General features: G+C 45.5%; 21 protein-coding genes and 2 tRNA genes. 7 read left to right on the forward strand and 16 right to left on the reverse strand.

Annotated features, from left to right (window positions below):
* Positions 1-5: 5 nt before the first annotated feature.
* The 11 genes from rpoD to SPICA_RS07125 form a co-directional block, all read right to left on the reverse strand.
* On the reverse strand, positions 6-1,742 hold the full coding sequence (rpoD, locus tag SPICA_RS07075; protein ID WP_013968848.1) for an RNA polymerase sigma factor RpoD: 1,737 nt from the start codon (positions 1,740-1,742) through the stop codon (positions 6-8).
* A gap of 2 nt (positions 1,743-1,744) precedes the next feature.
* Positions 1,745-3,556, reverse strand: coding sequence for a DNA primase (dnaG, locus tag SPICA_RS07080; RefSeq protein WP_013968849.1), 1,812 nt, complete (start codon positions 3,554-3,556; stop codon positions 1,745-1,747).
* Positions 3,553-4,635 (reverse strand): endolytic transglycosylase MltG, encoded by a 1,083-nt coding sequence (gene mltG, locus SPICA_RS07085; RefSeq protein WP_013968850.1) that lies wholly within the window; start codon positions 4,633-4,635, stop codon positions 3,553-3,555. The genes dnaG and mltG overlap by 4 nt, the downstream gene beginning before the upstream one ends.
* 13 nt (positions 4,636-4,648) lie before the next feature.
* Positions 4,649-8,149, reverse strand: a complete 3,501-nt coding sequence (locus tag SPICA_RS07090) for a FlgD immunoglobulin-like domain containing protein (protein WP_013968851.1) — start codon at positions 8,147-8,149, stop codon at positions 4,649-4,651.
* Positions 8,146-8,337 carry a hypothetical protein gene (locus SPICA_RS07095; RefSeq protein WP_013968852.1) on the reverse strand — a complete coding sequence of 64 codons (192 nt, stop codon included), beginning with the start codon at positions 8,335-8,337 and terminating at the stop codon, positions 8,146-8,148. The genes SPICA_RS07090 and SPICA_RS07095 overlap by 4 nt, the downstream gene beginning before the upstream one ends.
* Positions 8,337-9,275 (reverse strand): MBL fold metallo-hydrolase, encoded by a 939-nt coding sequence (locus tag SPICA_RS07100; RefSeq protein ID WP_013968853.1) that lies wholly within the window; start codon positions 9,273-9,275, stop codon positions 8,337-8,339. The genes SPICA_RS07095 and SPICA_RS07100 overlap by 1 nt, the downstream gene beginning before the upstream one ends.
* A complete protein-coding gene (locus tag SPICA_RS07105) occupies positions 9,275-9,730 on the reverse strand; it encodes a YkgJ family cysteine cluster protein (RefSeq protein ID WP_013968854.1) in 456 nt (151 codons plus the stop codon). Before SPICA_RS07105 ends, SPICA_RS07100 begins: the two co-directional genes overlap by 1 nt.
* A gap of 67 nt (positions 9,731-9,797) precedes the next feature.
* A tRNA-Tyr gene (locus SPICA_RS07110) sits at positions 9,798-9,879 on the reverse strand.
* Positions 9,880-9,921: 42 nt separating this feature from the next.
* Positions 9,922-9,995, reverse strand: a tRNA-Thr gene (locus tag SPICA_RS07115).
* A 69-nt stretch (positions 9,996-10,064) separates the two neighbouring features.
* Positions 10,065-10,454, reverse strand: a complete 390-nt coding sequence (gene aroH / locus SPICA_RS07120) for a chorismate mutase (protein ID WP_013968855.1) — start codon at positions 10,452-10,454, stop codon at positions 10,065-10,067.
* Between the two features lie 3 nt (positions 10,455-10,457).
* Positions 10,458-10,793, reverse strand: a complete 336-nt coding sequence (locus tag SPICA_RS07125) for a hypothetical protein (protein WP_013968856.1) — start codon at positions 10,791-10,793, stop codon at positions 10,458-10,460.
* Between the two features lie 40 nt (positions 10,794-10,833).
* Between SPICA_RS07125 and SPICA_RS07130 the strand changes: the two genes are divergently transcribed.
* Positions 10,834-11,337 carry an HIT family protein gene (locus SPICA_RS07130; protein ID WP_041396175.1) on the forward strand — a complete coding sequence of 168 codons (504 nt, stop codon included), beginning with the start codon at positions 10,834-10,836 and terminating at the stop codon, positions 11,335-11,337.
* A gap of 51 nt (positions 11,338-11,388) precedes the next feature.
* Here the strand turns inward: SPICA_RS07130 and SPICA_RS07135 are convergent, their stop codons facing one another.
* Complete coding sequence (locus SPICA_RS07135; protein WP_013968858.1) at positions 11,389-12,039, reverse strand: thiamine diphosphokinase; 651 nt, start codon at positions 12,037-12,039, stop codon at positions 11,389-11,391.
* 59 nt (positions 12,040-12,098) lie between these two features.
* Here SPICA_RS07135 and SPICA_RS07140 point away from each other — a divergent pair, with 59 nt between their 5' ends.
* On the forward strand, positions 12,099-13,448 hold the full coding sequence (locus SPICA_RS07140; protein ID WP_013968859.1) for a CCA tRNA nucleotidyltransferase: 1,350 nt from the start codon (positions 12,099-12,101) through the stop codon (positions 13,446-13,448).
* 107 nt (positions 13,449-13,555) lie between these two features.
* Here the strand turns inward: SPICA_RS07140 and rnc are convergent, their stop codons facing one another.
* From rnc to coaD, 4 genes are all read right to left on the reverse strand, one after another.
* On the reverse strand, positions 13,556-14,305 hold the full coding sequence (gene rnc, locus SPICA_RS07145; RefSeq protein WP_013968860.1) for a ribonuclease III: 750 nt from the start codon (positions 14,303-14,305) through the stop codon (positions 13,556-13,558).
* Positions 14,306-14,309: 4 nt separating this feature from the next.
* A complete protein-coding gene (acpP, locus tag SPICA_RS07150; protein ID WP_013968861.1) occupies positions 14,310-14,546 on the reverse strand; it encodes an acyl carrier protein in 237 nt (78 codons plus the stop codon).
* 21 nt (positions 14,547-14,567) lie between these two features.
* Positions 14,568-14,756, reverse strand: a complete 189-nt coding sequence (gene rpmF / locus SPICA_RS15265; RefSeq protein WP_013968862.1) for a 50S ribosomal protein L32 — start codon at positions 14,754-14,756, stop codon at positions 14,568-14,570.
* Between the two features lie 93 nt (positions 14,757-14,849).
* Complete coding sequence (gene coaD / locus SPICA_RS07155; protein WP_041396535.1) at positions 14,850-15,338, reverse strand: pantetheine-phosphate adenylyltransferase; 489 nt, start codon at positions 15,336-15,338, stop codon at positions 14,850-14,852.
* Positions 15,339-15,465: 127 nt separating this feature from the next.
* Here coaD and SPICA_RS07160 point away from each other — a divergent pair, with 127 nt between their 5' ends.
* From SPICA_RS07160 to dnaE, 5 genes are all read left to right on the forward strand, one after another.
* On the forward strand, positions 15,466-16,038 hold the full coding sequence (locus tag SPICA_RS07160) for a hypothetical protein (protein ID WP_013968864.1): 573 nt from the start codon (positions 15,466-15,468) through the stop codon (positions 16,036-16,038).
* A 22-nt stretch (positions 16,039-16,060) separates the two neighbouring features.
* Positions 16,061-16,816, forward strand: a complete 756-nt coding sequence (locus SPICA_RS07165) for a HEAT repeat domain-containing protein (protein WP_013968865.1) — start codon at positions 16,061-16,063, stop codon at positions 16,814-16,816.
* A 133-nt stretch (positions 16,817-16,949) separates the two neighbouring features.
* Positions 16,950-17,753, forward strand: coding sequence for a DUF72 domain-containing protein (locus tag SPICA_RS07170; protein WP_013968866.1), 804 nt, complete (start codon positions 16,950-16,952; stop codon positions 17,751-17,753).
* Positions 17,738-18,982: a DNA polymerase Y family protein gene (locus SPICA_RS07175; RefSeq protein ID WP_013968867.1), complete on the forward strand. Its 1,245-nt coding sequence runs from the start codon at positions 17,738-17,740 to the stop codon at positions 18,980-18,982. Before SPICA_RS07170 ends, SPICA_RS07175 begins: the two co-directional genes overlap by 16 nt.
* On the forward strand, positions 18,979-22,014 hold the full coding sequence (gene dnaE / locus SPICA_RS07180) for a DNA polymerase III subunit alpha (protein WP_013968868.1): 3,036 nt from the start codon (positions 18,979-18,981) through the stop codon (positions 22,012-22,014). The genes SPICA_RS07175 and dnaE overlap by 4 nt, the downstream gene beginning before the upstream one ends.
* Positions 22,015-22,127 lie beyond the last annotated feature (113 nt).

The raw sequence follows: 22,127 nt of genomic DNA on the forward strand, positions 1-22,127 counted from the left end.
CTCAATTAGTGATCCAGATAATCCTTAAGCTTTCGGCTGCGTTTCGGATGACGAAGTCGCCGCAAGGCCTTAGCTTCTATCTGCCGGATTCGTTCACGAGTAACATTAAAATACAAACCCACCTCTTCCAGGGTGAGTGAATATCCATCATCGAGACCAAACCGCATTTTTAAAACTTCCTGCTCCCGAGGCGGCAAGGTCTGCAATACCGTACGCAGTTGTTCCTGCAATAAGGTGAATGCGGTCTGATTTGCAGGATTTTCAACATCCTTATCTTCAATAAAATCCCCAAGGAGCGAATCCTCTTCTTCACCGATAGGTGTTTCAAGAGAAATTGGTTCCCGAGCCACATTTTTAACTGATTTGACCCGCTGTGCTGTCCATCCGAGTCGTTCTGCGATTTCTTCATCCGTCGGTTCTCGCCCAAGGACCTGCATAAGCTGGCGAGATTCCCGTACAACCTTATTGATTTGTTCAATCATGTGCACTGGCACACGGATGGTTCGAGCCTGGTCTGAAATAGATCGAGTAATGGCTTGTCGGATCCACCAGGTTGCATAGGTTGAAAATTTGTACCCCTTTCGGTATTCAAATTTTTCTACAGCCTTGATGAGGCCAATATTACCTTCCTGAACAAGGTCAAAGAAATGGAGCCCCCTGTTAGTATATTTCTTGGCAATAGAGACAACCAGACGAAGATTAGCCTTAATCAGTCGATCCTTGGCACTCTTCATCATGATGCGGCCCCGGTTAATTTCTTTAGCCATTTTATTTATATTTTCAATTGGTTCTTCGAATTCAGCTTCCAGTTGGTGTAATTTTTTTTCCGTTACCTGAATGTGCCGAATTAATTCTTTTATTTCATCTGACTGAAGCCCTAGAGCTTCTTCAATACGATCCCGTTCTTCTTTAATGGTCAACCCGCGTCCTAGTGAACGAAGTTCTTTAACCGAACCGACCCTGAGACGTTTTTCAATCCGTTCCTGTTCTTTTTTATATTTTTTAATTTTTTTAGCAGCTTGGACAAACTTTTCAGAAAAACTGCTGATTTCTTCAGGATGTATTTCTGCATCAGCGAGGATGGGCATCATTTTTTGACGTAATTCGATCAATTCTGTGTTTTCAAAAATATCTCCACCCCGGGCGAGTATATGCCGCTTTATTTCCATATATTGCTTGAGATCAGGCCCTATTTGTTTTAGGGTTTCTCGATAGTACTGGTTCAATCGGCGCCGTTCAGCCATATACTCGGTCATTTCTTTTTTAGATAGATTCATTTCCCTAGGATCCTTTTTGGAGAAGGCCCTCTGGGCAATAGTATAATATTCAGGGATTATCATTCCGGATTTTTTTACAACCCGTTTTATTATATTTTCTCCCTCTTCCATTTGTTTGGAAAGCTCTACTTCTTGTTCAGCTGTTAACAGGTGTTCTTTTCCAATTTCACGAAGATACAGCCGAATGGGATCATCTACAGATGACTCTTTATCATTATAAACAAGTCGCTTCTTTTCGATTTCCTGCGCTTTCTGATCTTCAGTCTCTTCTTCTTCAGAAAGACTTTCTTCTTCAATGAGTTGCACATTATTTTCTTCTAACAGAGCAAGAACTTCCTCGATTTTTTCCGAATTGACGATATGTTCCGGTAAAAAATCTGAAAGTTCATCATAGGAGAGGCTCTTTTTCTCTTTTGCGTATTCGATCAGCTTCGCAACTGCGGGGTCAAGCTGCAATTCCGTCATTCCTAGTCTTCCTTAAGCCGATGTAATTCGGCATCTATATGAACTTTTTCAGACAAGAGTTCTTCTATCTGTTGTTCAGATTGGCGACTTCCTGTCCGCGCGGACCTGAGCCTAAGTATAATCTCTGCTCGCCGCCGCTCAAGGCGTTTTGCACGAATTCTTTTTATTCCATCTGATACAAGTTGTTCTGGTTTCTGTGAAAAGGCCTCAGAAGAAGCTTTTTCCAGAATAAAACGCCGAAGCTCCTCATCTTGTATCTGGACGAGCAATCCATCAATATCCTGAATATCGTTTCTATAACATTCTTCCAGGGCAATAAACAAGTCCTTTGCTCGTGGGTCTTCTACCTCCTCAATAGATAAGGATGCCCGCAACCGTGGATAGAGGCTACGGTTAGCTATTATAGCTAGCAACAGAAATAATTCATCATTCATCCGGATCGGAGCTTTAGATTGAAGTTTTTTTTCGGTATATGACTGATGAACAGCTACCCCCTTTTGGAAGTATTGATTAAAATCCCGTACAATTGCTGTCCTGTCAACACCAAAGCTGTCCGCAATGGCCCCCATGCATCCATCCCGAGAAACTTCGGAATCCAAAGTCTCAAGATACGGAAAAAAGAAGGCCACTGCTTGAGCAAGGCCTTCTGTATGAGTAGTATCGAATAGGGCTCGAGCTCGACCCACAAGATAATCGAAATCATTTATAAAACATTTTACATAATTTTGCAACGCCTCTGGACCATCTTCTTTTAAAATATCTGCAGGATCTTTGAAAATAGTGCTCTTTGCTCCTATTTTTTCCATAGTAACGATCTTACAACCAAGACCATTGCGCCGGCAGGTAAGTATTCCCTTGATAGTTGCAGCTTGTCCCGCGGGGTCATTATCGAACACTAAGTAGACTGTCTTTGCCCATTGCCTGAGTAATCGAGCCTGTTCGTCGGTAAAGGCAGTACCCAAGGGAGCAACAGCGGTTTGTACGCCTGCCTGATGAAGGGCGATGACATCCATATAACCTTCACAAATATGGACTTCCTCGGTTTTTCGAATATGAGGAAGTGCTAATTCAATAGCATAGAGGGTTTCCCGTTTTTTATATAAATCTGACTCCGGTGAATTAAGATACTTTGGACCATCACCTTGCAAAATCCGCCCGCCAAAAGCGACGGTTCTGCCCTTTCTGTCAGAAATGGGAAATATCAGTCGGTCAGTGAAAAAAGAAGACTGTGTATGCTGGCGTGAAAAGAGTCCACTCTTTTCAAGGAAGTCCTCTGAATACCCCTTAGACAGAAGAAAACGGTAAAGCCAGTGTCGGTGAGCCGGCGCATATCCCAATCTAAAGGTATTGATCATTTCATCTGAAATACCCCGTTCCTTAAGATAGACAAAGGCCTTTTTCCCTGCTTCGGTCGCTGTAAGGATATGATGAAAACTCACTGCTACCCGGCGGTATAATTCTGCCATATCTTCAAGCTGTTTCATTCGATTTGTTTCCTGAAGACTTGAAGAACCGGCCTCATATTTAACAGTGATGTTGAGTTTTTTAGCAAGCAATTCAAGGGTTTCAGGATAGGAAAGTTTTTCCTGTTCCATCACAAAAGAAATAATTCCTCCTCCCTTATGGCAACCGAAACAGTAGAAAAAATTCTTTTCAGGATCGACAGAAAAGGATGGTGTTTTTTCATTATGAAAAGGACAGAGCCCCCAATAGCGGCCGCCTTTTTTTTCTAGGCGTACATATTCTCCGATGATACTTACCGCATCGGCTCGCTGCTGTATTTCCTGTATGGTTTCTTCAGAAATGAAGCTCATTTATTGCCTGCTCTCCCTTTCACATAGAGAACACCAGCCTTCAGATGTTCATCCAGGGTTTTAGAAAAACGATGTCGTCCTTCATTCGGATCCACCAGGCGAAAATAGAGAAAATTGGTCTGGGCTGGATAGAAAACCGCCCGTAATGCTACAAGCCCGGGATTTGAGATAGGCCCAGGAGGCAATCCTGGTCTTATATAGGTATTATAGGGGTTTTGAATAGCAATATCCTTATAATACAAAACCTCCGGATGAGGTTTCCCCTGAATTTCCGAAATAACATATTCTACCGTTGCACAGGATTGAAGAGCCATGCCAATAGTAAGTCGATTATAGAATACGCTGGCCATAAGTGGTGCTTCATCATCAACCCGATATTCCCGTTCAATAATTGATGCAAGAATAACCTTCTCATGCAATTGTTGAGGTGATAACGACATGGCTTCTGGGTTTACCATTTTTAGTTTAGTAAAAAACGTCTCTGCCATGTGAGTAATTATTTTAGCAGCTTGAAAACCTTTAGGAAATAAATAGGTATCCGGGAACAGGTACCCCTCGAAAGTGGAATTGGGAATATGATATGTTTCAAGCAGTTCTCTGTTTGTTGCTGCCAGCATAAAATCCCGGCTCTCACAAATACCGGCCTGTTCAAAAATTAGAGCAATTTTTGATAGGGTTACCCCTTCAGGAATGGTCACCCGAATTTGCAGTTGCTGTCCAAGGGTAACACGTTGATGCAGTTCAAGTAGACTTTCTGGAGTATGTATACTATAAAAACCTGCTTTTATGGGTTCTTTGGAAAAACGGCTTACTAGATTCCAGACTAAAGCTGAACGAATGAGACCTGCAGCGGCTAATCGCTTTCCAACTTGAGAGGCCGATTCTCCCTGAAATATTTCAATAAGTACCGAACCATCATCTTGCTGTTCAATACCCCGTTCAAGACCCTGTTTGCCCCTTGGCCATGCAGGCGCTGAATTGATGTAAGCTAATATTCCAATCCCTGCGATGATTACTACAAGAATAGATCCTACAATCCAAGCAAAAATACGAAATAAGAAATATATATATTTTGACATGCTCACCTCATTTTCATCGCTTGCGTAATTTGAGCGTTCCTTTATTAGTTGTCATGTTTCCAAGCACATCCCGAACCTGTACAATATACGAATATTCCGTATTCACTTCAATTAATTTGTTGTCCAGGTTATAGCCATCCCATAAAATGGGTTCCTGCGGAAGTTTCTTTCCAGAGAAGCTTGTGAATAGTTTCCCCTGTGAGTCCAGGATACTGAGTTTCCATCCATTAATATCGCTGGGGTCAGAAGCAGAAAGAGTTATAGCCAGAAGGTCATCTTTTCCGTCATTATCAGGGGAAAATGACTGAGGTAAAAAACTCACCGTAACAACCGGCGGGGTTCTGTCTAAACGGATAGCGTTTCCCTCTACGGAAATACGATCACCCTTTGTGTATTCAATCTGCACCCAGGGAATATATTCTCCATCGGGGGCTATCACATTAGGCTTGTCAGATGAGCCATCCCATTGAAACTGTGAACTCTGTTCGAGATGAGAGCCCTCCGCAAGATGACGAATAGACTTACCATGGCGATCCCGAATTTCAAGTCTAAACCGTTTTATTCCATCCGTAAAGGATACAACGAGGCGGAAGGTAATGAGATCGGCAAATCCATCCTGATTTGGCGAAAAGGCCTGCAGGTTACTGGTAAGGATTGCTGAAGGATTCCGGGCATCAAGAATAACCTGATTTGAAGAAACTATAGTCCGATTCCTCGCCAGATCAAAACCTTCTATTACAAAGCGATAGGTCCCATCAGAGACGATACTATGGCCATCATCCCGGCCATCCCAGATAAGACTGTTTGGCGGATTGCCCTTCCAGATAAAACTCCGTACGATCTTGCCTTCTGTATTAACAATTGTACCAACCCATTGTACTGCATCTTCTGCCTGAATGAGAAATCTTATGGTGTCCTGTATTCCGTCACCGTTCGGTGAAAATATATGTGTTTCTTCAGAAACCTTCACCTGTGGGGGTGTAGAATCCAGCTTTATGGGCTGGCTTTCTACAATACGGACTTTTCCGTTCGCCATATTCAGTCTCAGCACAGCGTGATAAACTCCATCGGAACAGAGCATACCCTGTGCATCTCTTCCATCCCACATAAATGGGGCCGGAAGAATTCCTGAGAATTCTTTAACCACAATGCCGCTCTGCATGTTCCGGATGCTCATCTGATAGGAACTAATAGAACCATTATCCTGAATATAGGGCGTAAAAACGACCCGCTCCTCTCCTGACCGTCCAGAAAAAATTTCAGCACTCGATTGCAATACAATAGCTCCTTGCTGTATGGGTTCTACCATAATGCTAATTGGTAATGTACGGCCGGTAAGTCCAACCGCATTCACCCCTTCTGCAAAATAGAAATAGGTTCCCTCTGGTACAGGCTCTCCGAAATCTGTTTCTCCATACCATCGAATAATCGCTTCGGTGTTTCGTCCAAGGGGGATTTTTTTAAGGACCTTCTGCTGAGCGTCAGTAATGAAACCGGTCCATTCTGCATCGGCCGAAAGGTCATGGTACAAGAAGAGCCCTTCGGGATTTACTCTCGATATAGTTGTGCGGGAACTCCGTACATGCCCTGATGGTTTATGGGATTGTACAGTAAAGAAAGGACTATATTGTATAAGAGTGTCCCCATTGGCATAGATCATTGTAATAACAAACCGATAGGAACCATCGGGTATGGGGTCTTGAGTATCGGTAAGTCCATTAAATCGTAAAGATTGAGGGAACTGATCTAAATTATCCCGATTACCCTGCCAGGTCCGATAGGACATTCCTTGTACATCGGCAACCAAGATAGTCCATTCGAGAAGGCCTTTATCGATGTAATCGGAAAACAACACCTGGAGGTTTGCAAAGAGGGATCCAGGCTCAGTGGACATGGCCGAATGGGAAAGGGTAACCTTGAGACGTCGTGGTTCTTTATCAACAATAATGGGGCCAGTGACCGTCGAAAAGGTATTGCCAGCTTTGTCAGTAGAACTCAGCGTATAAGTATAGCTGCCGTCATCAACCACATTACCCTCAGCATCACGGCCGTCCCAGACAAAATCCGGTGGAGCTAGCTCTTTCCAAGTAAAACTGCGGACTACTTTACCATGCTGGTTCTGGAGCGTACCTGTCCAAAAACTCTCTTTGGTACCATTTTGAAGCATGTGTAAAAGATCCCGGACGCCATCACCGTTGGGACTAAAGATAACAAGACCATCGTTATTTTCTGATGGAATACGAACGAATCCAGAAGGCGGAGTACTATCTATACTGAAAGAGAAATGGGTGGTATTTTTATTTCCATGAGTATCCTGAGCTGAAATGAATAATTGATACTCCCCATCTGACCAGGTCTCATCCAAAGGTATCGCAAGGGGTATCTTGAGGTGTTTTAGAACACGAGGATTTGTGTTTGACTGATGAAATTTAATGCCCCCCTGTTCATCTTGGATAAGCACATCCCAAGTCTGAATAGGACTATCGTCTGTAAGATTCATTTCTATATTGATGATTCGTGGGGTTTTCGCTGAATAAACCGATTCTAAGGGCTGTAATAACTCAATAACAGGCTTCTGATGGTCTACTTCACTATTGGTTAAGGTTACCGCAGTTTCAATACCAGTTCCCTGTGACCAAACAGGATAAACTCTGAATCGAGGTATCAGACCGAGCGGTCCCATTTTTAGAGAGGCACTGCTATTAATAGTAAAAGAGATCGTAGGGAACCAAGCATTATTATCAGGATGAATAAGAGATTCGTTCCACCCAATGGAAATAGTCACTACCTTTCTCACTTTTAAAGAAGCGGAACCTTGTATCCACAGATCTTGAAAGGCAGGGATGGCTATCTGTATTCCCGCTGATAATTCCACCGGATCTTGCAGTATAAGAGAGTTCCAACCCGATACGAATGTATAGGGGTATGGGCTTTCTGGTCCATTTCCTCCACTGATAAGCGTACCAAAGAGACTACTCTTACCGATGCTCATATGAGGAAAATCCTGATAAAAGCCTAGAGAAATGCCCATCCCCATATTCTTGCTTACAGTCTGAGACCAGAAAGCGGTAAGACCTGCACCGAGAGACAAGGTATCACTCAGTTTTTTAGAAAGCCCTGCAGCACCGCTGATCCCATTACCATCTTGCATTTCAGGAATCTCTTTAAAAGAAGCAAGCCCCTCAAAACCACCCCAGAGAACCGCATCTGACAGAGGATAAACCACCGTTGCTGAAACATTACCAAGGGATCCCATTTGAGACTCTACTGTTTTAGGGAATAGGCTTCCAAGAGCGAATGAGTACAGGGGCCATTTAACCTTACCAGCTCCGGCAGGATATACTAAAAATTGTCGGGCATCATCATTAAAAGGATGCAAAGAAAACAAAGGATCTGACCAGACCGTATATGCGGCCGGCAGGGGGATCGCAGGAGAACTCGATAATGGTTCAGCTATGAGAGGAATTAATGAGAGCACGAAACCAGTAATGATAAAACTATATTTTTTAATCATGAAAGATCCTTTCTCATAAGTTGTTCCAATTCATCAATAGAAAGGTGTTTATAGAGTAAATTTTCCATTTTAGAAAGGATATCCCGTTCTGGTTCAGAAAGCTGGTCTTCTAGCGTTTTAAGACGTGGAAATATGACGCGAATATCAGTAAGCGTAAGCTTAATTGAGGGGTCCTTATCATCCATCATTACAATGTAATTTCCATTCCTTCTGTGGCAAGTAGCACTTCCAGCCCTTTTATTGCTGAATGTTCAATATACCAGCGGGCTGATTGCAAAATTCCAAAGAGTTTTTTGTCATCATAGGTCGGATCATGGTGAAAAAGGTACAGTTTTGAAATGCCCCAATTAGATGCAAAGTCTACGGCCAAAGAAAATGCACTGTGTCCCCAATTATATTTTTCAATGGCTTCCCCCAGGGTATATTGAGCATCAATAACCAAAATATCGGCACCACCAAAAAATGCGGCATTTTCATCATTTCTGATAAAATCATTGGGAGATAATTCCGTATCGGTAGCATAGATAAACCGCTTTTTACCATCGGTGAGCATATAGGAATAGGAAGAACCAGGATGATTCATCTGTTTATAATAGACATGCATATCCCCAATCACCACAGGCTCGGTTAAAACATGAAAGTGCTTTTGCGCACTCATCGAATCCATGGTTATCGGGAAACAGGGGGGATGCATCTGCTGTTTCAGTGCTGGTTCCATAGTTTTATGGGGTGAATAAAAATGCATCGTTACCGAGGGATCATAGGCTGGTCCAAAAAAAGGAAGCCCCTGGATATGATCCCAATGAAGATGAGAAAAAAAGAGATGTAATTCCTTCGGCTTTTTGCGGGCCCGCGAGAGAGCAATTCCAAGTTCCCGGATACCACTTCCAGCATCAAGAATGAATTGACGCTGTTCATCGGATTCAACCTGTATACAGGGGGTATTTCCTCCTACAGTTCCAAAAAGCCACGGTGGAAGGTCAGCAAGAAACCGTTCTCTTGTCTGTGGTGATTCAAGGTCCGCAGGGGTAATCCGTTCTAGTATACTTGAAATTTTACTTTTTATTTGGGCTGGCGATTGGGGAGATGGAATGGAGCCTCGAACTCCCCAAAAACATATTCTCATTATCGCCTCCGTACGACAATTGGGTTCTGCTCCCTCTTCCGCAATTGGTCTTCTATTTCTTCCTTGCTATGCCACTGGCCCCGATCTATACCAGGGCATTCAGCCTTTACAGCCTTCCAAGATTCTTCTGTTAAAACAATGGAAGACCAAAATGGATACGTTCTGCATTGGAGAGGCCTCGATTCATATACCGAACAACCATTTTTCCAGAATATACAGTCATAATTAGACCGTTCTTTAAGAGAAAGCTGCTCGTACCCTCCGCCAGCAGGGATCCATCGGCAATAGACCTCGATAAAATCAGTATAGGTTAAATCAAGGGCCCTTGCCAGACAGTTTACATCGGTTTCAGACAAAAACACAAAGCCAGGATCAAAACGACAGCAGGCTGAACATTGGGTACAAGAAAAATGCAACCCATCTGCATAAAAAGGTGAGATATCTTTTTGTTGCATGAGATGTATCCTTTAAACATATAAAAAAGGGCTGTAAAATAACAGAGGTTATTTTACAGCCCTAAGTTGGGGAGAGAAGGATTCGAACCTTCGAAGGCTGAGCCAACAGATTTACAGTCTGCCCCCTTTGACCGCTCGGGAATCTCCCCTTTTATAAACAATAGATGCAACGCGCCATCCGCTTGCTCTACAGCCATCTCCCGGAATCGAACCGGGGACCTCGAGATTACAAGTCACGCGCTCTAGCCAACTGAGCTAAGATGGCGTCTGTGATGGTTTGCACTATACAGAAAAGTGCTGCTTTGGTCAATATAATTTTTACACTTTTTTATTTTTATTTGATTTTTGATGGGCCCTTCATTAAATCTGGCCGCAATTGTTCGGCTCCATGAATATACACATGTTCTGGCTTGTGATCCTTTGACAGATAGCAATGGATTAAAATACGTATCATTCGAGGGAGCATACCGTCAATTACCGGTTCAGCAGCTGCAAAAAGGGCCACATTCTGAGCCTTCCCTGCTCTTCTTAATGCTGTAGCCGGATTCAGTACCGTTATATCGGGAGTGACCGTAAATTGGACCGAAACAATCTGCTCTTCCTCTAATCCATTCCGGGACAATAGGGCTTCATACAGTTCTGTCACTTTTTCCTGAATATCCTGTTCAGTATTCGTGCAACCTGTCGCACCCCGAAGTGCACATAATCTAAGGGCTTCATTCATGGGCTATACTGTTCCTTGGGTTATTTGTATCAAAAAAGCAATAATAAAAGATAGTAGGCCGCTCAAAATAGCGATTCCACCATAGCCAAGATACACAGCCAGGCCAGTTCTTTTTGTTAGGGCCGAATAGAGACAACCAACCATGCTTGACAGGCTCAGCAGAATGGTGCCATGGACCAGCAGGGATAGCAAAAATAGCTGTGTATCCGCCAGGAAGCCCTGGTAATTTCCTATGCCATATAACAGGATGAGTACAAAATTCATAATACTCAGCAGGACAATGAATCGTTTAAGTAATAGGCCAAACAGTGCTTTAGGTACAACCCTTCTGAATTTCATACTTGCTTCCTGAACAATGGTCGGTTATGCTAGAACCAGCATGGAGTATTTTTTTAATTTTGAAAAGATCGCCTATCTTAAGGGAAAACGGCCTGAGGGGTGCATCCTCTGTCTTATACGGGATCATAGCGATCTTGTTCAGGATTTAACCGTATACAGTCAGGATGGGTTTTCTGTATCCCTTAATTTATACCCCTATAACCCCGGCCATCTCATCGTGTTTCCCCATCGTCATTGTACGGATCTCAGGGAATTTCATATTGATGAACAGCTGGCCCTTCATAAGACCCTCAGTCTCGCTCTGTCGGTGCTTGATCAGGAGTATCATCCATCGGGCTACAATATTGGCTGTAATATGGGGCTCAATGCGGGAGCTTCGATTGAACATATCCACTATCATATTATTCCCCGTTACCCCAGAGAAATTGGGATTGCAGAACTTTTTGCAGGGAAACGGGTGCTCGTAGAACATCCCCTAGACAGCATGGAACGATTACAAAGGGCTTTTGCAGAAAAGGCTGAAGAAACGGCCAATCAACCATAAGGGACAGCCCATCGGTCCCCTGCGTGTTTAAATATTCCCTTCAGCAGGTTTTTAAGAAATTTCCAGAAAAGCTTCCAGGGGGACCATAACAAGAAAGCGGCCAGCACAGGCATAAACCGAACAGGGGCTTGTGGTTACCCTATTGCTTAATCCAAAAAAACCTCTGAACCAGGAAAGGCCCCGCAAGGGCCACTGTAGTCCCCTGCTGTCCGCATCCCATGGACCAGAACCGGCTGGGAACACCGATACAAGGGTGTCAGTGGGCAGTGACAAGGTAAGTTCATGATCTACAAGGCTGACCAGTTCGGTTTCAGTGCACCAGCGGTTGGGAGCCCGGGGCCGGTCAAACAGGGCTGTAATGGCCAGGAGGTGATCCGTCCGCCCGCCTCCGCCGCCAATAAGGGTTATATCGGTACAGCCCTGGTCCCATGCCAGGTTAAGGGCTAATTCGGTGTCGGTGTAATCCTTATCGACCGGGTATTGGAGTACGCGATCCTTTGGGTACGATGAAAGTCGGGAAAGGTCCCCAAGGGAATCCATATCCCCCACAATCCAATCTGGGGAAAAACCGAAGGCTTCACAACGGAGGAGTCCCGAATCTGCGGCAATCACCAGGTCTGGCTTATCCAAGAAAGGTTTACAAAGATCGAAAGTGGGGCCAGCCCCGCCAATAAAAATCAAAGCCCGTTTTTTAGTTGTCATAGATTACCCTTCCTCATCCTCTTTCCCAGGAATGGGTTATTGTATTATAGTGGGGCCATATGGGCAAGTTCCACATTCATCCTGCGGTACTCGAAGTAGCACGCATTTTTAGAAAACATGACAAAGAGGTATATCTGGTCGGCGGGGCTGTTCGGGATCTGGTACGGGGCAAAGTCGCCAAGGACTGGGACCTGGCAACCAATGCAAAACCCGAAGAAGTGCAGGCCATGTTCCACCGTGTTATTCCTACAGGAATTAAGCATGGTACCGTGACCATACTCTTTAAAGGTCTTTCGATAGAGACAACCACCTTTCGTACCGAGGGCACCTATTCAGATGGGCGGCGACCGGATACCATTCATTTTACCCATACCATAGAAGAAGACCTTTCCCGGCGGGACTTTACCATGAATGCCCTGGCTTTAGAACTGCCAGAACAGCGCCTGGTAGACCCTTATAATGGCCAAAAAGATATCCAGAACCGTATCATCCGTTGTGTAGGAGATGCTGCAGAGCGCTTTTACGAAGACGGCCTTCGCCCCTTGCGGGCCATCCGCTTTGCATCTCAGCTTCTTTTTACCATCGAGCCACATACGCTGAAAGCTATTGGGCCAGCCCTGACAATAACTGCAAAGGTGTCTATGGAACGGATCCGGGATGAATTGGACAAAATTCTTGCATCCGAACAGCCATCCCTCGCTTTCAGATTGATGGAAACTACCGGCATGCTCAACCTGTTGCTTCCGGAATTACAAGCCTGCCGTGGGGTAGAACAGAAGGGATTTCATCAATTTGATGTACTGGACCATCTCCTGCTCTCCTGTGATGCTGCACCAAAGGATAAACTTCAGGTCCGTCTTGCGGCCCTCCTTCATGATATCGGGAAACCTGTTGTCCGCGCCCAGGATGAACTGGGAATATGGACCTTTTACCGGCACGAGGAAGTCTCTGCTAAACTGGCCAGAACAATCATGATTCGCCTTAAATACCCGAATGCACTTATTGATCAGGTTTGTCATCTTATTTCGGTGCATATGTTTCATTACGATGAAAACTGGACTGATGCGGCGGTACGCCGTTTTATTGTCCGGGTAGGTGAATCGGCGCTGGAGGATCTTTTGGATCTGAGGCGGGCCGATACCTGGGGTACTGCAGGACGAGAACCCCCAGCAAACCTGAACCAGGACCTGGTAGACCGCATTCAAGAGGTTTTATCAAAAGATAAGGCCCTTTCTATCAAAGACTTGGCTGTTAATGGAGAAGACCTGGCACTGCTCGGAATTCCCCGGGGGCCAGTGATGGGGAGGATCCTCAAGGAACTCTTTGAAACGGTACTTGATGATCCGGAACAGAATACCAAGGAAAGACTTTCCTATATAGCAGAACAACTTTATAAAAAGTACCAATAAGGGCGATAGAAAGCCTATGTGGCTACTGGTTACACCCCTTTAATTGAATGGGAACGCACAGAGACATTCCTAACTGTAGTAGACAGTGCTGAGTCATTACTTGGGGATCACATGATATCAGTAATCGCCTTATAGGCAAGCTTGGCAGCTTCCTGTTCCGCTTCTTTTTTATTTTTGCCGATGCCAGGACCATAAGCAACCCCATTCACGTGTACTTCTACCCAGAACATCCGCTCATGGTCAGGACCGGTCCGTTTGAGGAGCGTATAGGTTGGATAGTTTTTATAAAGCTGTTGGCATTTTTCCTGGAGCAACGTTTTATAATCCCGGTGATGCTGATTTGTTACCACCCGTTCAATTTCTACTTCCAGGTACTTGCTGATAAATTCAAAAACAGCCTTGTAGCCTGAATCTAAATAATAGGCACCGATCAATGCTTCCAGAGCATCGGCTAAAATTGCCTTTTTGGTCCTTCCACCAGATAGTTCTTCGCCCTTGCCAAGAATCAGAAGAACATCTATTTGAAGTTCCCTGGCAATACCTGCCAGGGTATCTTCGGATACAACAACCGATTTAATTTTAGCTAATTCTCCCTCTGGCTGAGCAGATAGCTTCTCATACAGAATCGTAGCTGTACAGGCACCCAAAATGGCATCACCCAAAAATTCGAGGCGTTCATTATTAATTTTTTGAGGAAATTCGTTCGAGGCGGATCGATGAATGAAAGAAAGGTTCAGAAGTTCAAGACTTCTGAACCTTATGGCTGCGGTCTTCTGAAAATCAATGAGCACCTGTTTTCTGGCACTATTGACAGTATTTGACCCAGCGGGGACCGCCTGTATACTGCGATCCTTCACCGTCTTATTTCTGCTGGGATTTGATGAACTCGTAGGCGTCCCGGACGGTCTCGAACTCGTTTGCCTTCTCATCAGGAATGGAAATCCCCATTTCTTCTTCGATAGCATAGACAAGCTCATAGGTGTCGAGGCTGTCAGCGCCTAAATCCTGCCGGAAAGAAGCATCGAGGGTGATTTTCCCCTCATCAATCTCAAGCTTTTCAGCAATCAGCTTCTTCATCTTTTCAAATAATTCATCCATCTGAGTAATCTCCTTATCCTTTTAGGCTTTGGACTCGGGAACAATTACCTGCTTGCCGCGATAGAACCCACATTTCGGGCAAACCCGATGGGGAAGCACACGGTTTCCGCAGGTACTGCACTCAACGAGTGTGGGCGCGACAAGCTTCATATTGATGGATTGCCGACGCCGGGTCCGAGCTTTGGACGTCTTAAACTTAGGAACTGCCATATCAAAAACCTCACTTAAGTCGTAGTACCGGTAGAGTCTGACACAATCTAAACAAAATGTCGTAGATTGTCAAGATCAAATTTCCGGGTAATATTAAAAAGAGCCCCTATCATACTTTTTTTTTAAAGCTTCTGCAACTATGGGAGGAACCATCTTTGATACATCGCCGCCAAAAGAAGCAAGTTCCTTGATCGCCGAGGAACGCAGAACAAAGTATTTTGGATCGGTGGTCATAAAAATGGTTTCAATAGAGGGATTAAGACCCTTATTCATCATGGATAAATCAAACTCATAGGAAAAATCCGAAACTCCCCGAACTCCGCGAATAAGCACTTTAATCTGTTTTTTGCTGAGGTAGTTAACAATGAGGGAGTCCCACATATCAACCCGTACATTAGACCAGTGGGAAACCAGATCTTTCATCATGGCAACCCGTTCATCTGGAGAAAAAAGATACTTTTTTTCCCGATTTACCGCTACAACAATATGAAGTTCATCAAAAATATCTACTGCCCGCTCAATAATATTGAGATGTCCAAAGGTTGGAGGATCGAAGGATCCTGGGAAGGCCGCTCGTAACATAATAAAAGGAGCATATGGGAGCAATTTCGGTGCGTCAAGGGGATGAATGGGATAACGGATCATAAGTTAAGCAGGAAATTGATAATATGGTTTGACGATTCAGCCTCAGTCAGATAAAATATAGCTTATGAAATCTCAGTTATGGGTATTAGTTGTTAGTTTTGGAGTTATGTTCAATTCATGCCAAACACAGGGAACCATTGCTCCAACTTCTGTTTCTCCCCATGACAAACCTGCTGGGATCCCAGAAACAAGTGTCGATACAACAACAAACCAAACAACAACTGAACCGGTTGAGGATAGTACCTTTGATCCTGCCAGCATTAGTCAGGAGGTCTTTGATACTACTAAGGGAGAAGTACAGGCTCTCATAGAAAAATTGAATCTGATCATACGAAACAGGGATTATGAAGCATGGGTTCAATATCTGAGTCCTAGTTATAAGACTGCATTAAGTGACAGCGAATTTTTAAAAAACGCTTCTGAATCGAGCCGTCTTAAGAATCAAAATATCATTTTAAAAAATCTCGAAGATTATTTTTTATACGTAGTGGTTCCATCCCGGGCCAATGATCGGGTTGATGATATCGAATTTATTAGCAAAAATCGGGTAAAAGCATATACTATTACTAACAAGGGACAACGTCTCAGGCTGTATGAACTTGAAAAAACAGCGGGGAATTGGAATATTGTAAATTGATGAAAGGCCTTAGGAGGAAACAATGAAAACTTGGTATCGGATAGGTGTAGTGTTTGTTGTATCAATGATGACTGGAACAGCTCTATTTGGACAAACACAGACCACAAAAAAGGAACTGTCTGTAGAAGAGTCCTATCTACAGGAATCGGTAGAAATGATGGTTATCCGGGAGCAGGCCCGAGCCGAAAGCCGGGATATGAAGCTGGTAGCTTTGGAATATATTGGAGATGCAATTAAGGGGGGGCGGGCAAATCCAGAAATTCAAAAAACTTTGGAATATTTAGCCCTCGAAGGTATCGTATACCAGGCTCGTGAAGGTGGTGTGGGCCGGCTGACTAATAACTATCCCGATGTTCGTACTAAGGCGGCCCAGTATCTTGGAGAACTCGGTACAAAAGAAGCTAAGGATATACTGGTTAAAATGGTGTTAAGTGATCCGGAACCGATGGTGTTAACCGAAGCTATTAAATCTCTGGGTAAAATTGGTACCAATGACAATGATGAAGTAACTACCGCTATTTCATGGATTGTAACCCGTTTTGATATTCTTAATCCTGACAATATTCTCGCCCTCTCTGCCCTTGAATCTTATGAGAAAATTGCTGAAAAGAATGGGGGCATCAAGGATCCATCCGTAGTAAGGACCATTATCAGAATCGCAGAGGGTAATTATATCCGACCAGTTCAAACCCGGGCTCGGGAAACACTGAATACCCTGAGGAAATATACGGCTCAACAAAATAACAAAGCCAACACTCAGAGCAGTGGACAAAAGTAGATTCACCATAAGGGGGCTTTTCATAACATTAGGTTCGGGACGCCCCATTATATTTTGATGTATGATCCTGGCTTAAAAGCCAGGGTCTTTTTTTACTCTTGATAACTACACAGATGTTAAGTATAATAATGGTATGGGTATCGTACTGACAGGGACATCGGGCTATTCCTACCATGAATGGGTGGGCCCGGTATATCCTGAAGGCATACAAACACATGAATACCTCTCCTATTACAGCACCCTCTTTTCTGCGGTGGAGCTCAATTTTAGCTATTACCGGATGCCTGAGCGGGAGCAGATGAACCGCATACTGGAAGAAAGCCAGAACCGGCTTATTTTTTCGGTAAAGGCCCATGAAAGTCTGACCCACAGGGCAGACCCTCTCGCATGGGAGGAAGAAGCGGTCCGATTTTGTAAAGCCCTGGAGCCCCTGGCGGCGGATGGAAAGCTCGGGACCCTGCTTCTCCAGTTTCCCTTTTCTTTTCATTATGAGGCAGATCAGCGCCGGTATCTGGATAGACTCCTAAAAACCCTGAAGGATTTCCCGGTAGCCGTAGAGTTTCGAAACAGTCAATGGTTTAACAACAGGGTTATCGAGGGTTTCCGCCAACGGAGTATCTGTCTTGTATCCCTGGACATGCCATCCTTGAAAGGGTTACCTCCTCTCATGGATGTGGTCACCGCCCCCTTTGCCTATCTCAGGCTACATGGTCGCAACGGTGAAACCTGGTGGGGTTCCGATGGGGCCGAGCGCTATAATTATTTGTATAACGATCAAGAACTTCAGTCCTTTGTGGATCGCATCAGACTTTTACTGACCCATGCAGAACGGGTATTTGTTTTTTTTAATAACCATCGGCGAGGTCAGGCGGTACAAAATGGGCAAAGCCTGGTGTCCCTACTCAAAAAGGCAGGTCTGCCATGCGGTACGGTATAAAACGGCAAGAAAGTGCCATTGTACACATCAATGTTACCGGCTTTGCTTCCTCGGTGGCTATAGCTCGGGACCGTTCCCTGCGGGAGCAGGTATTTGTAGTGGCCGAACCTCGGGCCGGCAGGGCTGTTCTGCTGGATGTGTCCCCCCGGGCACTGGAAGAAGGTTTGGTACCGGGGATGGCCCTTTCAGAGGCAGTGCAAAGGCTGCGGAATTTGCAGATCCTGGCCCCTGATTCCAGGGCTATGAAACGGGCCAGCGAAACATTGGTCGCCGCAGTCAAACCCTTTGCACCGCTGGTAGAACAGGTCCCGGGGGGACACCTGTACCTCGATCTTTCTGGCACGGCCCGCCTTTTCGGCCCCCCTGCGGATACGGCCATCAGGATCCGACGGAACATTATCGAGACCCTCAATCTGGATCCGGCCCTGGCGGTGGCCCCCAACAAACTGACCGCCAAGGTGGCAACCCGCACCTTGCGTCCTGCCGGTTTTGCGGCAATCCGTGCTGATGAGGCGGCGGCGTTCCTATCATGCCAAGATATAGGGCTGCTCCCCGGTATCGGGCCGGCTCTGCTTAAGTTGCTCCACACCGCGGAAATTTACACAATCGGCGATCTTGCAGAACTATCGGATCATGAAGCCAGGATACTTCTGGGAAAGTACTCTACCAAATTGTTACAGTATGCCCGGGGGCTTGATACAGAACCGGTCTTTGATTCCGCCCACAGCAGGCCAATCATAGAACGGGAACTTCAGTTTCAGGGAGCTATTTCTGAGCGGGAGGTTCTGAGGGGGGGCCTGATGGCTTTGGTAGAAGAAGCCGGTATGGCGCTGCGTCAACAGCGGCTGGCAGCTCAATCACTGGATCTCATCCTGCGTTATGCTGACGGGGTTGAGCGCTGTGCCAAAAAACGTTTTTGTATGCCCCTCAGCATGGATCAGGCACTTTTTTATGAGGCAGAAGCATGCCTTAATACGGTTCTGGATCGAAGGGTACGAATCGGTATGATCGGCATCAAACTTAAAGACCTGGAACGGGATTATGGTGAACAGGACCTGTTTATTCCGGAAACCGACCGGTTCAGCCAGGGGCTTCAAACTGCGCTTGATCAAAACCGTCAGCGTTTTGGCATGAGTTCCATCGTTCGGGGAACTGCCCTTCTCGCTCAAAGCTATGCTGGCTCTGTAACCTGCAACCACAATATAACTGCTCAGGCGGCACTGATATGAACCTGCGGCTTGGCATTCAGACAGCCTACTCGCTTTTGTACGGCACCCACCGGCCCGAGGTTATGGTGGAGCGGGCTGCTCATTACGGTATCGAGACCCTGGCTATCATCGACCGGAATAACCTCTATGGACTCCATGAATTTCTAGAAGCCTGTAAAGATCGGAATGTACGGCCCATAATCGGCTGTGAACTAACCAGTTCTGCCGGTTCGGTAACCGCCTTTGTTATGGACAAGCGCGGATTTTCCCGGCTCTGTGAAATTCTGACAGCCCTGGCATCCTATCGTGCAACAGGATCAGAAGTTACCCCGGATTTCTTGGGCTCCCTGCTTACCACAGATGCAGTGAGGGACTCTCAGAGCGGGAATCCGGGCCTTGCCCTTGCAAGCGCTGACCCCTTTTGGCTCGAACATCTAAGGGGCAAGGTCCCCCTGCTCTACGCGGCCTGTGGTCCTGGTAATCTATCTGCCATAACCTATGCACGGCGCCATAAAATTCCGCTTCTGGCACTCCAGCATAATTGTTTTCTTGAATCTCAAGACTATCCAGTCCATCGGGTGCTTCGGGCTATCGGGACCAATAAAACCCTGGGAACGCTGGCCCCTGAAGATTATATCGATGAAAATCAACTATCCCATCATATATTGATGGATGAACGGGCATACCGCAGCTTTTACCGGTCCTGGCCTGAGGCTCATAGAGCTGCTGAAAAGCTGGTTCAGCAGGTCAGCTGTACCGATCCTTTCGACGGTTATATTTTCCCGGTCTATGAAACCCAAAACAGAAAGCATCCCGAAGATCTGCTGCGACAACTGGTTATTACAGGGGCGGAACAGCGGTATGGGGAACTTTCCGATGCCATACTCGAACGTATAGACTATGAACTCGACATCATCAATAAAAAAGGATTTTCATCCTATTTTCTTTTCATGCATGACATTGTTAGTCTTGCGAACCGCATCTGCGGTAGAGGCTCAGGGGCAGCATCCATTGTGTCCTACAGCCTGGGTATTACCAATGTAGATCCTATAGCCCATCGTCTTTATTTTGAGAGGTTTTTAAATTTATCCCGACTGGATCCTCCCGATATTGATGTGGATTTTCCCTGGGATGAACGGGACGCATTAATACAACAGGTTATTGCAAAATTTGGACGGGACTATTGTGCCCGGGTAGCCAACCATAACCGATTCCGCTTTCGTTCTGCTCTCCGAGAAACCGCCAAAGTGTACGGATATTCGGAGATAGAAATTTCCACACTGGAACGGCAGCTGCAAAAGGCCGACCTCCAGCTAGATGAATTAACAAAAACCAAAGGCACCGAGTGGACCCAGGTTGTCCACATGGCCCAACGGCTCGAAGGTCTACCCAGGGGACTTTCCATGCACTGCGGAGGACTTGTCATTACGCCCGAACCAATCTGCCACTATGCACCCATAGAGGTCTCATCGGGGGGCTTTCCCCTCCTCACCTGGGAAAAGGAGGGGACTGAAGCGGCAGGACTGGTAAAACTGGACCTTTTAGGCAACAGATCCCTGTCGGTGATCCGAGATGCCTTGGAAAATCTTAAAAATGATGGAATTTTTATAGATTTTCTGCGGACGGACCCCACCCAAGATCAGGCTACAATAGAGACCCTTGCCCGGGGCGATACGTTAGGAGTTTTTTACATTGAATCTCCTGCCATGCGCCAGTTACAGAAAAAGACCAGCCGGGGAGACTTTGATCATATCGTCATTCACAGTTCTATCATACGCCCTGCGGCCAATCGTTTTATCGAAGAATATGTACGACGACTTAAGGGCGGTACCTACCAAAGCCTACATCCCAGACTGGAAACCATTCTGGCAGAGACCTACGGTATCATGTGCTACCAGGAAGACGTATCCAAAGTAGCGGTAGCCCTGGCTTCGTTCAGCGAGTCCGATGCAGATACTTTACGAAAAATCATTGCAAAAAAAGCCGGAGGAAAAAAGCTGGCGGCTTTTAAAGAAGCGTTTTATAAAGGATGTCTGCAGAATCAGGTTCCCCAGACCATCATCGATGAGGTATGGGCCATGATGCTTTCCTTTGACGGTTATTCTTTTAATAAGCCCCATTCAGCATCCTATGCGATGGTTTCCTTTCAATCAGCTTATCTCAGGGTTCATTATCCTGCGTATTTTATGGCTGCAGTCCTGTCCAATCAGGGAGGATACTACCATCCTCTAGCTTATGTAAGCGAATGTCGCAGGATGGGGTTACGGGTACTAGGGCCGGACATCAATATGAGCCGCTACCACTACTACGGCAGAGGAAATGATGTAGTAGTCGGTCTTATAGCTATCGGGGGGCTTGGGAAAAGTACTACCGAGCAACTTGTGGCGGAACGGGAACAACGGGGCCCTTTTCAATCGTTACAGGATGTTGCGAAAAGACTTCGAATTCCCAGGGATGAACTTGCGGCCATGACGAGGGCCGGCCTCTTTGATAGTATTACAACATTGAACAGGGCTCTGCAGTTTCGCATGTTTCTTACTGAACAAAACAATAAAAATGAGCAGGAGCTTTTTACATTCCCTCAGTCAGCCCCCAAAAAAACAACTGAAAAACTAGAAACCCGTATCAAGGAATTCAAGACCCTTGGATTTCTTCGTTCTGGGCACCCCCTGGAACTCTGGACTCCCCACCGGGCGCTCAAGGGTAGAGAGCGCATTTTTGCATCGGATCTCTCAAATTATATTGGACTCCGGGTACGGCTTCTAGGCTGGCCTATTACCAGAAAGGATGTCTGGACACTACATGGCGAAACCATGACCTTTATCAGCTACGAAGATGAAACAGCCCTTTATGAAACCGTTCTGTTTCCTCCGGTTTATCAGAAATACCGCTCACTCCTTTTTGATATTCAACCCTTTTTATTAACAGGGCTTGTAACTCAGCAGCAGGGAGCGATTAGCCTTGAACTGGAACATCTAGAAAAAATACAGCCAAAAACAACCAAAGAGGGTTTGCAATCAATAAAAGAGTCTGCAAAAAAATATTATTGTTAGCAGGGCCTTGAAGATGTCTCTCAATCAGAAGACATCTGTTTTTCCCCTGGCTTTTGGTTGCCTTCCGAAACTTTGATAGCGGGCGGCTCCTCTCTTTGCAGGATTTTCAATTT

Origin of the sequence: Gracilinema caldarium DSM 7334 (genome assembly GCF_000219725.1) — a bacterium.
Taxonomy (GTDB): Bacteria; Spirochaetota; Spirochaetia; order Treponematales; family Breznakiellaceae; genus Gracilinema; species Gracilinema caldarium.

Bases quoted from the DNA above. Each gene is read 5' to 3' on its own strand.
- rpoD (WP_013968848.1), bottom strand. From the start codon at position 1,742: ATGACGGAATTGCAGCTTGACCCCGCAGTTGCGAAGCTGATCGAATAC.
- dnaG (WP_013968849.1), bottom strand. From the start codon at position 3,556: ATGAGCTTCATTTCTGAAGAAACCATACAGGAAATACAGCAGCGAGCC.
- mltG (WP_013968850.1), bottom strand. From the start codon at position 4,635: ATGTCAAAATATATATATTTCTTATTTCGTATTTTTGCTTGGATTGTA.
- SPICA_RS07090 (WP_013968851.1), bottom strand. From the start codon at position 8,149: ATGATTAAAAAATATAGTTTTATCATTACTGGTTTCGTGCTCTCATTA.
- SPICA_RS07095 (WP_013968852.1), bottom strand. From the start codon at position 8,337: ATGATGGATGATAAGGACCCCTCAATTAAGCTTACGCTTACTGATATT.
- SPICA_RS07100 (WP_013968853.1), bottom strand. From the start codon at position 9,275: ATGAGAATATGTTTTTGGGGAGTTCGAGGCTCCATTCCATCTCCCCAA.
- SPICA_RS07105 (WP_013968854.1), bottom strand. From the start codon at position 9,730: ATGCAACAAAAAGATATCTCACCTTTTTATGCAGATGGGTTGCATTTT.
- aroH (WP_013968855.1), bottom strand. From the start codon at position 10,454: ATGAATGAAGCCCTTAGATTATGTGCACTTCGGGGTGCGACAGGTTGC.
- SPICA_RS07125 (WP_013968856.1), bottom strand. From the start codon at position 10,793: ATGAAATTCAGAAGGGTTGTACCTAAAGCACTGTTTGGCCTATTACTT.
- SPICA_RS07130 (WP_041396175.1), top strand. From the start codon at position 10,834: ATGGAGTATTTTTTTAATTTTGAAAAGATCGCCTATCTTAAGGGAAAA.
- SPICA_RS07135 (WP_013968858.1), bottom strand. From the start codon at position 12,039: ATGACAACTAAAAAACGGGCTTTGATTTTTATTGGCGGGGCTGGCCCC.
- SPICA_RS07140 (WP_013968859.1), top strand. From the start codon at position 12,099: ATGGGCAAGTTCCACATTCATCCTGCGGTACTCGAAGTAGCACGCATT.
- acpP (WP_013968861.1), bottom strand. From the start codon at position 14,546: ATGGATGAATTATTTGAAAAGATGAAGAAGCTGATTGCTGAAAAGCTT.
- rpmF (WP_013968862.1), bottom strand. From the start codon at position 14,756: ATGGCAGTTCCTAAGTTTAAGACGTCCAAAGCTCGGACCCGGCGTCGG.
- coaD (WP_041396535.1), bottom strand. From the start codon at position 15,338: ATGTTACGAGCGGCCTTCCCAGGATCCTTCGATCCTCCAACCTTTGGA.
- SPICA_RS07160 (WP_013968864.1), top strand. From the start codon at position 15,466: ATGAAATCTCAGTTATGGGTATTAGTTGTTAGTTTTGGAGTTATGTTC.
- SPICA_RS07165 (WP_013968865.1), top strand. From the start codon at position 16,061: ATGAAAACTTGGTATCGGATAGGTGTAGTGTTTGTTGTATCAATGATG.
- SPICA_RS07170 (WP_013968866.1), top strand. From the start codon at position 16,950: ATGGGTATCGTACTGACAGGGACATCGGGCTATTCCTACCATGAATGG.
- SPICA_RS07175 (WP_013968867.1), top strand. From the start codon at position 17,738: ATGCGGTACGGTATAAAACGGCAAGAAAGTGCCATTGTACACATCAAT.
- dnaE (WP_013968868.1), top strand. From the start codon at position 18,979: ATGAACCTGCGGCTTGGCATTCAGACAGCCTACTCGCTTTTGTACGGC.